Annotated in this window: 9 protein-coding genes, 1 tRNA gene and 1 pseudogene; 7 read left to right on the top strand and 4 right to left on the bottom strand. The window is 70.5% G+C overall.

The window, feature by feature from the left end:
• Positions 1-24: 24 nt before the first annotated feature.
• Positions 25-1,461 (top strand): pyruvate kinase, encoded by a 1,437-nt coding sequence (gene pyk, locus ET989_RS02865; RefSeq protein ID WP_277751337.1) that lies wholly within the window; start codon positions 25-27, stop codon positions 1,459-1,461.
• Positions 1,462-1,465: 4 nt separating this feature from the next.
• Here pyk and ET989_RS02860 read toward each other — a convergent pair.
• A tRNA-Leu gene (locus tag ET989_RS02860) sits at positions 1,466-1,548 on the bottom strand.
• Between the two features lie 124 nt (positions 1,549-1,672).
• Between ET989_RS02860 and ET989_RS02855 the strand changes: the two are divergent.
• Positions 1,673-2,272 (top strand): annotated as a pseudogene (locus ET989_RS02855) (ANTAR domain-containing response regulator); the annotation flags it as partial.
• A gap of 126 nt (positions 2,273-2,398) precedes the next feature.
• Here the strand turns inward: ET989_RS02855 and ET989_RS02850 are convergent.
• The gene (locus tag ET989_RS02850; RefSeq protein ID WP_131167055.1) at positions 2,399-2,821 is read right to left on the bottom strand and encodes a PaaI family thioesterase; all 423 of its coding nucleotides are present in this window, start codon (positions 2,819-2,821) and stop codon (positions 2,399-2,401) included.
• 39 nt (positions 2,822-2,860) lie between these two features.
• Between ET989_RS02850 and polA the strand changes: the two genes are divergently transcribed.
• Positions 2,861-5,557 (top strand): DNA polymerase I, encoded by a 2,697-nt coding sequence (gene polA / locus ET989_RS02845; RefSeq protein WP_241656178.1) that lies wholly within the window; start codon positions 2,861-2,863, stop codon positions 5,555-5,557.
• Positions 5,558-5,616: 59 nt separating this feature from the next.
• The gene (locus tag ET989_RS02840; protein WP_206662199.1) at positions 5,617-6,090 is read left to right on the top strand and encodes an AAA family ATPase; all 474 of its coding nucleotides are present in this window, start codon (positions 5,617-5,619) and stop codon (positions 6,088-6,090) included.
• 1 nt (position 6,091) lies between these two features.
• Here ET989_RS02840 and ET989_RS02835 read toward each other — a convergent pair whose 3' ends face one another.
• Entirely contained in the window at positions 6,092-6,670 is a 579-nt protein-coding gene (locus ET989_RS02835) for a maltokinase N-terminal cap-like domain-containing protein (RefSeq protein ID WP_131167053.1), read from the bottom strand.
• Between the two features lie 54 nt (positions 6,671-6,724).
• On the opposite strand from ET989_RS02835, the gene nadE reads away from it, so the two are divergent.
• From nadE to rpsA, 3 genes are all read left to right on the top strand, one after another.
• On the top strand, positions 6,725-7,549 hold the full coding sequence (gene nadE, locus ET989_RS02830; protein ID WP_131167052.1) for an ammonia-dependent NAD(+) synthetase: 825 nt from the start codon (positions 6,725-6,727) through the stop codon (positions 7,547-7,549).
• A gap of 263 nt (positions 7,550-7,812) precedes the next feature.
• Positions 7,813-9,159 (top strand): dicarboxylate/amino acid:cation symporter, encoded by a 1,347-nt coding sequence (locus ET989_RS02825; protein WP_131167051.1) that lies wholly within the window; start codon positions 7,813-7,815, stop codon positions 9,157-9,159.
• A gap of 169 nt (positions 9,160-9,328) precedes the next feature.
• Positions 9,329-10,789, top strand: coding sequence for a 30S ribosomal protein S1 (rpsA, locus tag ET989_RS02820; RefSeq protein WP_131167050.1), 1,461 nt, complete (start codon positions 9,329-9,331; stop codon positions 10,787-10,789).
• A 72-nt stretch (positions 10,790-10,861) separates the two neighbouring features.
• Here the strand turns inward: rpsA and ET989_RS02815 are convergent, their stop codons facing one another.
• The gene (locus ET989_RS02815; RefSeq protein ID WP_131167049.1) at positions 10,862-11,671 is read right to left on the bottom strand and encodes an SGNH/GDSL hydrolase family protein; all 810 of its coding nucleotides are present in this window, start codon (positions 11,669-11,671) and stop codon (positions 10,862-10,864) included.
• Position 11,672 lies beyond the last annotated feature (1 nt).

The following is an 11,672-nucleotide window of genomic DNA, read 5'->3' as shown; positions in this document are numbered from 1 at the left end:
GGGCCGTGCGCTAAGGTCTGCGGCGTGGTCAAGCTGAAGAATGATGGACTGCCCGCCCGCCGTGCGAAGATCGTGTGCACCCTCGGCCCCGCGACCGACTCCTACGAGTCCGTCATGGAGCTCGTCGAGGCCGGCATGAACGTCGCCCGCCTCAACATGAGCCACGGCGACCACGAGACGCACCTGCGCCGCCTCAACAACGTGCGGCAGGCCGCCCAGGCCGCCGGGCGCCCGATCGGCGTCTTCGCCGATCTGCAGGGCCCGAAGATCCGGCTCGGCAACTTCGAGAACGGCTCCGAGATGATCGAGGCCGGGGACGGCTTCACGATCACCACCCAGGATGTGCCCGGCACCAAGGAGCGCGCCGGCACGACCCTGCACACCCTGACCAACGACGTGCGGCCCGGCGACCAGATCCTGATCAACGACGGCGCCATCGAGCTGCGCGCCCTCGAGGTCACCGACACCGACGTGGTCACCGAGGTCGTCATCGGCGGCCGGGTCAGCGACCACAAGGGCATCAACCTGCCGGGCGTGGCCGTGTCGGTCCCGGCCCTGAGCGAGAAGGACGCCGACGACCTGCGCTGGGCGCTGGAGCACGGCGTCGACATGGTCGCGCTCTCCTTCGTGCGCAACGCCAGCGACATCGACGACGTCCACGCGATCATGGACGAGTTCGGCATGCGTGTCCCCGTCATCGCCAAGATCGAGAAGCCGCAGGCTGTGGCCGCCCTCGACGAGATCGTCCGCGCGTTCGACGCGATCATGGTCGCCCGCGGCGACCTCGGCGTCGAGCTGCCGCTGGAGGACGTCCCGGGCGTCCAGAAGAGCATCATCACCGCGGCCCGCTTGGTGGCCAAGCCCGTCATCGTGGCCACCCAGATGCTGGAGTCGATGATCACGGCCCCCCGCCCGACGCGCGCCGAGGCGTCCGACGTCGCGAACGCGATCCTGGACGGCGCGGACGCGGTCATGCTGTCCGGCGAGACGGCGGTCGGCGCGTGGCCGATCGTCACCGTCGAGACGATGGGTCGGATCGTCCGCAAGATCGAGTCGCTCGGCCTCGAGCGGATCGCCCCCATCGACTGGAACCCGCACACCACCTCCGGCATCATCGCCAAGGCCGCAGTGGAGATCGCCGAGCGCATCGGCGCCAAGTACCTCGTCGCGTTCACCAAGACCGGAGACACCGCGCTGCGCCTGACCCGCCTGCGCTCGACCATCCCGGTGTGCACGTTCAGCCCGTACGTGGAGACCGCCCAGAAGATGACCCTGGCGTGGGGCATCAAGGCGTTCACGACCCCGGAGTTCTACTCCATCGACTCGATGGTGGAGGCCGTGCAGAACGCGCTGAAGGGCTCTGGCCTGGTGGAGACCGGCGACACGATCGTCATCGTGGCGGGCAACCCGAAGCACTCCGCCGGCAAGACCAACTCGGTGCGCGTCGCGGTCATCCCCTGATCGGTACCGGGAAGGGGATTCGAACCCCTACGGGCTTGCGCCCAGACGGGTTTGAGCCGTCCGCGTATACCATTCCGCCACCCCGGCGCGTGAAGCGCGTGCAACATAGTGCCACATCCGCGCCGAGTCGGTGGGATCGACTCGACCCGATTAGGGTGGCGAGGTGTAGGGTCCGAACCGGATTCCGACGATTAGGAAGTGGTGATTCCAGGTGACTTCGAACCTGCCGCCGACGGGGCGTCCCCGTGTCCTCGTGGCCGAGGACGAGGCGCTCATCCGGCTCGACCTGGTGGAATTGCTGACCGGTGAGGGCTACGACGTGGTCGGCGAGGCCGGCGACGGCGAGGAGGCCCTGCGCCTGGCCCGAGAGCTTGAGCCGGACCTCATCGTGATGGACGTCAAGATGCCCAAGATGGACGGCATCACCTCGGCCACCGCCATCGCCGAGGACCGCATCGCGCCCGTCGTCATGCTGACCGCGTTCAGCCAGCGCGAGCTGGTCGATCGCGCCCGCGAGGCCGGCGCGATGGCGTACGTCGTGAAGCCGTTCGACGCCTCCGACGTCGTGCCCGCGATCGAGCTGGCCATGGCCCGCTACGCCGAGATCCGCGCGCTGGACGACGAGGTCGCCGACCTCGAGGAGCGACTGGCCTCCCGCAAGGCCGTCGACCAGGCCAAGGGCCTGCTGCAGGAGGGGCTGGGCCTGTCCGAGGCCGAGGCGTTCCGCTGGATCCAGAAGACCGCCATGGACCTGCGCAAGTCGATGCGCGAGGTCGCCGAGGGCGTCATCGACCACAGCAAGAGTGGCAAGGGTCCCAAGGGCGGCAAGAAGGGCAAGAAGGCCAAGGCCGTCGACCTGGACGAGGACCTCGACGAGGCCTGACCCGCTGGGTCCAGTCCGCCGAGGGCTTGGGTTCAGTCCGCCGAGGGCTTGGGTTCAGTCCGCCGAGGGCTTGGGTTCGCGCTTGGGACGACGGATCGCACACGTGACGCGGGCGGTGCACAGGCGCCGCCCGTCGTCGTCTGCGAGCACGACCTCCCACGTCCCCACCGTGCCGCCGACGCGCAGCGCGCGCGCCTCGCCGGTCACCCAGCCCCCGCGTGCCCCCTCGTGGTGGCTGGCATTGATCTCGATGCCGTACGCTGCGCCGCCCTCTCCGGCCGCCGCGACCGCGGCCAGGGACGCCAGCGCCTCGGCCAGCACGCAGGACGCCCCGCCGTGGAGTAAGCCGTAGGGCTGGGTGTTACCCTCCACCGGCATCCGCCCGCGCGCCCGCTCGGGGGACACCTCGAGCAGCTCCAGGCCCATCCGCGTGTGCAGGCCCGTGTCGGCGAGCGCCTGCCACTCACTCAGCTCCATGCGGGCAATCCTGTCAGACCCACGGGCTAGGCTGCTCGGGTGACCCAGACCACCGCACCGGCGGCGTCCGTGCCGCGCCTGCTGCTCATCGACGGCCACTCCGTGGCGTACCGGGCGTTTTTTGCCCTGCCGGTGGAGAACTTCTCCACGACCACGGGGCAGCACACGAACGCGGTCTACGGCTTCACCTCCATGCTGATCAATGTGTTGCGCGACGAGCAGCCGACCCACCTGGCGGTCGCGTTCGACGTCAGCCGCCAGACCTTCCGCTCCGAGGCCTACCCCGAGTACAAGGCCAACCGGTCGACCTCCCCGGAGGAGTTCAAGGGCCAGGTCGCTCTGGTCAAGGAGGTGCTGGACGCCCTCAACATCGTCCACGTCGAGGTGGACGGCTACGAGGCCGACGACATCATCGGCACGCTGTCGCTCCAGGCCCGGAACGCGGGGTGGGACACGCTGATCTGCACCGGCGACCGCGACGCCATGCAGCTCGTGGACGAGCACACGACCGTGCTCTACCCACGCAAGGGCGTCAGCGACCTCGCGCGCATGACCCCGGCCACCGTCGAGGAGAAGTACCTCGTGGCCCCCGCACGCTACCCCGAGCTGGCCGCGCTGGTGGGGGAGACCTCCGACAACCTGCCCGGTGTCCCCGGCGTGGGCCCCAAGACCGCTGCGAAGTGGCTCGGCGAGTACGACGGGCTGGAGAACCTGATCGCCCACGCGGACGCGGTGAAGGGCAAGGCGGGGGAGTCCTTCCGCGAGCACCTCGAGGGCGTCCGGCGCAATCGTGAGCTGAACGCGCTCGTCCGCACGCTCGACCTGCCCGTCGCGCTCGACGCCCTCGAACGCCGCGACTGGGACAGGGAGGCCGTGCACACCCTGTTCGACAGCCTCGAGTTCCGGGTGCTGCGCGAGCGGCTGCTGGAAACCCTGCCGGCCGAGGAGTCCGAGCCCGAGGGCGGCTTCGAGGTCGCCGGAACGGTGCTCGAGCCAGGCGCGCTCGCCGACTGGCTGGACGCCCACGCCGCCGGCCTGGTCGGCGTGCAACCGCAGGGGCACTGGCACGGCGGACAGGGCGACGTGACCGGCCTGGCGCTCGCCTCGCTGGACGGCGAGGCCGCCTGGGTGCGCATCACCGAGCTGACACCGGCCGACGACGCGGCGCTGGCCGCCTGGCTCGCCGACCCGGGGCGTCCCAAGGCGCTGCACGACGCCAAGGGCCCGATGCAGGCCCTGTGGTCGCGCGGTTGGCAGCTCGCGGGGCTGGCGTCCGACACGATGCTGGCTGCCTACCTGCTGCGCCCCGACCAGCGCACCTACGACCTGGGCGACCTGACGGTCCGCCACCTGCGCCGCGAGCTGGCCGCCGAGGCCGGCTCGGGTGCCGACGACTCCCAGCTGGCCCTCGACTTCGGCGACCCCGACGAGGGGCAGGACGCCATGGTGCGGGCCCGCGCGGTGGCCGAGCTGGCGGGGGCGCTCGACGCCGAGCTGGACGCCGCGGGCGGGGCCTCTCTGCTGCGCGAGGTCGAGCTGCCGTTGCAGCGCACGCTCGCGGTGATGGAGCGCGACGGCATCGCCCTCGACCTGGCCGCCCTCGACGCGCTGTGGGCCGAGTTCGATGCCGAGGTGCGCCGCGCCGAGCAGGGGGCCTACGACGCCATCGGCAAGCCGATCAACCTGGGCTCGCCCAAGCAGCTCCAGGTCGTGTTGTTCGACGAGCTCGGCATGCCCAAGACCCGGCGCACGCGCACCGGCTACACCACCGACGCCGACGCGCTCGAGGGGCTCTACGAGAAGACGGAGCACCCGTTCCTGGCGGCCCTGCTGCGCCACCGAGACCAGATCCGCCTGCGGCAGACCGTCGAGGGGCTGCAGAAGTCGGTCGCCGACGACGGCCGCGTCCACACCACCTACCTGCAGACCGTCGCCGCGACCGGCCGGCTGAGCTCGACCGACCCGAACCTGCAGAACATCCCGATCCGCACCGAGGCGGGCCGTCGCATCCGCGAGGCCTTCGTCGTGGGCGAGGGCTTCGAGTCGCTCATGACGGCCGACTACTCCCAGATCGAGATGCGCATCATGGCCCATGCGTCCGAGGACGCCGGGCTGATCGAGGCGTTCACCTCCGGCGCCGACTTCCACACCGTGATGGCGGCCAGGGTGTTCGGCGTCGCCCCCGACGAGGTCGGCGGCGGCATGCGCGCCAAGATCAAGGCGATGAACTACGGGCTGGCCTACGGCCTGAGCGCGTTCGGCCTCTCGGGGCAGCTGAAGATCTCCGTGTCCGAGGCGAAGGGCCTGATGGAGGAGTACTTCGAGCGGTTCGGGCACGTGCGTGACTACCTGGCCGGCATCGTCGACGACGCTCGCAGGACTGGCTTCACCGAGACCATCCTCGGTCGCCGCCGCTACCTGCCCGACCTGACCTCGTCCAACCGCCAGCGCCGCGAGATGGCCGAGCGGATGGCGCTCAACGCTCCCATCCAGGGCTCGGCCGCCGACATCATCAAGGTCGCCATGCTCGACGTCGAGGCGGGTCTCGCGCAGGCCGGCCTGGCCTCGCGCATGCTGCTCCAGGTGCACGACGAACTTGTCTTCGAGGTGGCGCCCGGCGAGGCCACCGCGCTCGAGGCGGTCGTCCGCGAGCGTATGGGCAACGCCGTCGCGATGGCCGTCCCGCTCGACGTGTCGGTCGGCGTGGGCCGTTCCTGGCACGAGGCCGCCCACTGAGCGCCGACGCGGTCATCGCCCGGGCGCTGGTCGCCGAACCCCGCTGCGGCGATGTGGTCGTGGTCGCGCTCGACGGACCCTCGGGCGCCGGCAAGACGACGCTGGCGGACGCCGTGGCGTCCGACCTCGGCTGCCCGGTCGTCCGCTTGGAGGACCTGTACCCGGGCTGGGACGGGCTCGCCGAGGGCGTCCGGCTGCTGCACGAGCGCGTGCTCGAGCCGCTTTCGCGCGGCGAGGTCGCCCGCTACCGCGCGTGGGACTGGCTCGCGTCCGCATGGGGGCAGGAGCGCACCGTCGCCCCGGTGCCGCTGCTCGTGGTCGAGGGCTGCGGCGCGTCCGCGGGCCCGGCCGGCGAGCTGGCTGCCGTCCGCGTCTGGCTGGATGCCCCCAGCGACGTCCGCCGCCAACGCGGGCTGGCCCGCGACGGCGAGACCTACGCCCCCTGGTGGGAGTCGTGGGCCGCACAGGAGCGAGCCCTGTTCGACGCCGACGGAACCCGCGCCAGGGCCGACCTCGTCCTGCGGTCGGGGTGACTCAACGCAGGACGGCCAGCACGTCCTCGCGCTCGGTGCCCTCGTACGTCCACGTCGCCGTCAGGACGCCGCGGGCGGCGTGGGTGTCCTCGTGCTCGGCGTCCAGGACGCGGATCAGGCGCACCTGGCCCTGGGCGTCCACGCCCGGGACCACGCCCGACCCGGCGACGACCGTGTTCTCGGGCATCGGCTCCTGGGCCTCGACGTTCAGCATGGCCGCGCCCGTGTCGCCCTCGCGGATCACCCGCACCAGCTCGGCGACGTAGACCGGGTCGGTCGGCGCGTCGTAGCACCACCGGGTGCCCAGCACACCGTGCTCGAGGGTGCCGATGAGCTCGCCTTCGGCCAGCTCCGCGCCGCGCCAGGTGACGGGCACGTGGTAGACCCGCCCGCCCGAGGCGAGCAGCATCGAGTCCAGGCCGACCTCGCCGTCGGGGTCGACGAAGCGGAAGTTGCCCACGCGCTCCAGGTCGGCGGCGTCGCCCTCGAACCAGTCCTGCTGCTGCAGCCAGGGCGCCAGCAGTTCGAGCTTGCCCGGCTGCAGGGACGTCTGGGTGTAGATGTCGGCGGTGCCACTCATGGTTTCCTCCCGGCGATGACGGTGTTGGCACCACGCTAGGCCACAATGGCACCCATGCGAGAGCTCCAGCAGACCATCGTCGACGAGTTCGGCGTCAAGCCCGAGATCGACCCCGGCGCCGAGGTGGAGGCGCGCGTCGGGTTTCTGGTCGACTACCTGACCTCCGCGCGCGCGAAGGGCTACGTCCTGGGCATCTCCGGTGGCGTGGACTCAACGCTGGGCGGGCGCCTCGCGCAGCTGGCCGTCGAGCGCGTCCGCGCGAACGGGGGAGAGGCGACCTTCGTCGCCATGCGGCTGCCCTACAAGGTGCAACACGACGAGGCGGACGCCGCGGCCGCGATCGACTTTGTGGCCGCCGACCGCACCATCACCTACAACGTCGCGCCCGGCGTGGACGGCTTCGAGGCCGAGTACGACACCGCCGTCGGCGAGGCGATGACCGACTTCAACAAGGGCAACGTGAAGGCGCGCCTGCGGATGGTCGCCCAGTACGCGGTGGCCGGCGACAACGGCCTGCTGGTGGTCGGCACCGACCACGGCGCGGAGTCGGTCATGGGCTTCTTCACCAAGTTCGGCGACGGCGCGGCCGACATCCTGCCGCTGTTCGGGCTCAACAAGCGCCAGAACCGGCAGTTGCTGCAGCACCTCGAGGCGCCCGAGCGCCTGTGGGCCAAGGTGCCCACCGCCGACCTCCTGGACGGCAACGCGGGGCGTCCGGACGAAGACGAGCTGGGCATCAGCTACGACCACATCGATGACTACCTGGAGGGCCGCGACGTCCCCGACGCCGTCGCGGAGCGCATCGAGACAACCTGGCGGCGCACCCGCCACAAGCGGACGACGCCGGTCACGATCCTCGAGGACTGGTGGCGTTCCTGACCGCGGTTGCCGAGTCGAGTTGGTGGCGGTCCCCGCGCGGGCTTATGGTTCATGCATCAACTTTTCGAGGAGGTGCTGCATGCCGGGTCTCTGGCGTCGACTGACCGTCGACCTCTGCCTGCGCAGCACCAGTGGTTGTCGGGGCTGACCTCCCACCCCCAACCCCCGCGCCCCTTCGGCGCCCTGCCGTCCTGCTCGCTCGTCCGCGCGCGAGCACGCCCGGCGGTCCTCCTCGTCGCAACCCGTCCGTGAAAGGCACACCCATGTCCACCGCATCCGCGGCGCCCGCTCGCAAGAAGGCGTCGTTCCCGTTCTGGGCTCAGGTCCTCGCCGGCCTGGCCGCCGGCGTCCTCCTCGGCTGGCTCGCCCGCACCTTCGACGTCGCCTGGCTGAAGGAGCTCCTCAACACCGTCGGCACGATCTTCGTGCAGCTGCTGCGCGTCATCGTCGTCCCGCTGGTCCTGACCGCGCTCATCGTCTCCATCACCCAGCTGCGCCACGTGGCCAACGCCGCGAAGCTGGCCGTCCAGACGCTCGCCTGGTTCGCCATAACCGCCTTCATCTCGGTCCTGATCGGCATCGGCCTGGGCGTCCTCACCAACCCGGGCGCGTCGGCCTCCATCGGCACCGAGGGCGCGCGCGCCGTCGCGACCCAGGGCACCTGGCTCGACTTCATCAAGGGCCTCGTCCCGGTCAACTTCCTCGGCCTCGAGGCGTCCAGCCGCTTCAACGCCGACGCCGCCACCGTCGCCACCAGCCTCAACTTCAACGTGCTCCAGCTCGTCGTGCTCGGCATCGCCCTGGGCGCCGCCGCGCTCGCGGTGGGGGAGAAGGCCAACCCGTTCATCGAGGTCGCGGGCTCGCTGCTGGCCGTGTTCCAGAAGCTGGTGTGGTGGGTCATCCTGCTCGCCCCGATCGGCACCGCCGCCCTCATCGGCCGTGCCGTGGCCACCTACGGGTGGGACCTCATCGCCCCGCTCGGCATCTTCACCCTCGACGTGTACCTCGGCTGCGCCATCGTCATGTTCGGCCTGTACCCGCTGCTGCTGAAGATGCACGGCCTGTCGGTGCGGCGGTGGTTCTCCGGCGCCTGGGAGTCGATCACGCTGGCCTTCGTGACCCGCAGCTCGATCGGCACCCTGCCGGTCACGCAGAGCAACACCATCAACAAGCTCGGCGTCCCGCAGAGCTACGCGTCGTTCGCCGTGCCGCTGGGCGCGACCACCAAGATGGATGGTTGCGCCGCCATCTACCCGGCGCTGGCCGCGATCACCGTTGCGCAGCTGTTCGACATCCCGCTCGGCCTCCAGCACTACGTGCTCATCGCGTTCGTTGCGGTCGTCGGCTCCGCCGCCACAGCCGGCCTCACCGGCGCCATCGTGATGCTCACGCTGACGCTGTCGACGCTCGGCCTGCCCCTGGAGGGCGTCGGCCTGCTGCTGGCGATCGACCCGATCCTCGACATGGCGCGCACCGCGACCAACGTGGCCGGCCAGTCGCTGATCCCGACGATCGTCGCCAAGCGCAACGGCATCCTGGATGAGGACGTCTACAACGGCCGCCGCACCCCGGACGCCGACGACGTCCGGCTGGCCGCCGCGCACGCCTGAACCCGTCAACCACAACGCGGGATCGGTGGTCGCCTTTTGCGGTGACCCCGATCCCGAGAGTAGGCTGGCGAACCGGTGCGGTCTGCCCACCTCCGGACGGAGTGGGGTGGGTGCGCAAGGATCGCACCGGTTTTCCCAGCACATCAAGCCACAATCGGAGCCCTACTACATGACCTCCACTCCTGAGGCCGCTCAGGTCGCAGTCGACGATTTCCAGTCCGCCGAAGAATTCGCGCAGGCCGTCGACGCCACAATCAAGTACTTCAACGACGGTGACATCGTCACCGGCACCGTCGTCAAGGTCGACCGGGACGAGGTCCTCCTCGACATCGGCTACAAGACCGAAGGCGTCATTCCTTCCAAGGAACTCTCCATCAAGCACGACGTCGACCCGTTCGACGTGGTTTCCGTGGGTGATGTGATCGAGGCCCTCGTCCAGACGAAGGAGGACAAGGAAGGCCGCCTGATCCTGTCCAAGAAGCGTGCGCAGTACGAGCGCGCCTGGGGCACGATCGAGAAGGTCAAGGAAGAGGACGGCGTCGTCACCGGCCGCGTCATCGAGGTCGTCAAGGGCGGCCTCATCGTCGACATCGGTCTCCGTGGCTTCCTCCCCGCGTCCCTGGTCGAGATGCGCCGTGTCCGCGACCTCCAGCCCTACGTGGGCCAGGAGCTCGAGGCCAAGATCATCGAGCTGGACAAGAACCGCAACAACGTGGTCCTGTCCCGCCGTGCGTGGCTGGAGCAGACGCAGTCCGAGGTGCGCCACACGTTCCTCAACCAGCTGCAGAAGGGCCAGATCCGCAAGGGTGTCGTGTCCTCCATCGTCAACTTCGGCGCGTTCGTCGACCTGGGCGGCGTGGACGGCCTCGTGCACGTCTCCGAGCTGTCCTGGAAGCACATCGACCACCCGTCCGAGGTCGTCGAGGTCGGCACCGAGGTCACCGTCGAGGTGCTCGACGTCGACATGGACCGCGAGCGCGTCTCCCTGTCGCTGAAGGCCACCCAGGAGGATCCCTGGCAGACCTTCGCCCGCACCCACCAGATCGGACACATCGTGCCCGGCAAGGTCACCAAGCTGGTGCCGTTCGGTGCGTTCGTCCGCGTGGGCGATGGCATCGAGGGCCTGGTGCACGTCTCCGAGCTGGCCGAGCGCCACGTGGAGATCCCCGAGCAGGTCGTCGCCGTCAACGACGATGTCATGGTCAAGATCATCGACATCGACCTCGAGCGTCGCCGCATCTCTCTGTCGCTCAAGCAGGCCAACGAGGGTGTCGACACCGCGTCCGAGGACTTCGACCCGTCGCTGTACGGCATGACCGCCAACTACGACGACCAGGGCAACTACATCTACCCCGAGGGCTTCGATCCGGAGCTCCAGGAGTGGAAGCCCGGCTACGAGGAGCAGCAGCGCGCCTGGGAGCAGCAGTACGCCGAGGCGCAGGCCCGTTGGCTGGCGCACAAGGAGCAGGTCGTCCAGGCCGAGGCCGCCGAGTCCCAGGCCGCCGTCGAGTCCGTCTCGACCGCGTCCTACAGCTCCGGTGGGGCGATCGACAGCGCGCCCGAGGGCTCGCTGGCGTCCGACGAGGCCCTGCAGGCCCTCCGCGACAAGCTGACCGGCGGCGCCAACTGACGCCACCCGTCATCTGACGAAACGGTGCCCCGCTCCCTCGTGGAGCGGGGCACCGTCGCGTTCGGGGGAACCTCAGGCGTGGGCGTCCGCCAAGGCCTCGCCGATGATGCGGACGCCCTCGGCGTTGGGGTGCAGCCCGTCGTCGGAGATCAACGCCCCGACGTCACCGGACGCGTCGAAGGGCCCGGCCAGGTCGACGTACTCCATGCCCACGTTCTCGGCGGCGGTGCGGATCGCTTCGTTCACCATCGCCGTGGCGGCGGCCGACTGGGTGGTCGAGCGACCGGACGGGGCGAGGATGTCCCAGTAGCCCGTGACCAAGTAGGTGTCCGGGCGGTCTCCGGCGGCCTCGCGAACGGCCTCCAGTGCGGCGGTCACCCCGGCGTTGAGCAGGAGGGCTTGCCGGCCCAGCGTCGTGGCGTCGGCGCCGTCGCGGAAGGCCTCGCCCATCCGGAACAGGTCGTTGGCCCCGATGATGATGACGACCGTGTCGGCCGCGGCCAGGGCGGACCGGGCGTCGGCGTCCGTGGTCAGGAACTCGCGCAGGTCTTGGGTGGTCCAGCCCGCCACGCCGAGGTTGGTGACCTCCGGGCGCGCGCCGCCGGCGCGATCCACCGCGTCGGCGTAGGCGGCCAGCGGGCCCGTGCACGAGCAGTTGGTGCCGGCCATGATCGAGTCGCCCAGCCCCACCACGTGCCTGGGGCCGGAAGCCGTGGGCGCCGGTGCCGGGGCGGTGGTGTCGGCGGTGGTCGGCCGGGGCGCGGTGGATGCCGACGCGGCAGCCGGCGCCGGGGCGGCGCGTCCGCACCCGGCCAGCGCGAGGGCGACGAGCGCCGACGCGGCCACGAGGCGGAGGCGCGGATGGCGTGGCGACGGGTGCATC

The sequence above is a fragment of the Propioniciclava sinopodophylli genome (assembly GCF_004324755.1).
Classification (GTDB): Bacteria; Actinomycetota; Actinomycetes; order Propionibacteriales; family Propionibacteriaceae; genus Propioniciclava; species Propioniciclava sinopodophylli.
Note: the sequence above shows the minus strand (reverse complement) of the source record. Positions and strands in the feature narration are given on the sequence as shown.

What these genes read in the sequence shown, in the direction of transcription:
- ET989_RS02850 (WP_131167055.1), bottom strand. Translation starts at nt 2,821, where the DNA reads ATGGAGCTGAGTGAGTGGCAGGCGCTCGCCGACACGGGCCTGCACACG.
- ET989_RS02835 (WP_131167053.1), bottom strand. Translation starts at nt 6,670, where the DNA reads ATGAGTGGCACCGCCGACATCTACACCCAGACGTCCCTGCAGCCGGGC.
- nadE (WP_131167052.1), top strand. Translation starts at nt 6,725, where the DNA reads ATGCGAGAGCTCCAGCAGACCATCGTCGACGAGTTCGGCGTCAAGCCC.
- ET989_RS02825 (WP_131167051.1), top strand. Translation starts at nt 7,813, where the DNA reads ATGTCCACCGCATCCGCGGCGCCCGCTCGCAAGAAGGCGTCGTTCCCG.
- rpsA (WP_131167050.1), top strand. Translation starts at nt 9,329, where the DNA reads ATGACCTCCACTCCTGAGGCCGCTCAGGTCGCAGTCGACGATTTCCAG.
- ET989_RS02815 (WP_131167049.1), bottom strand. Translation starts at nt 11,671, where the DNA reads ATGCACCCGTCGCCACGCCATCCGCGCCTCCGCCTCGTGGCCGCGTCG.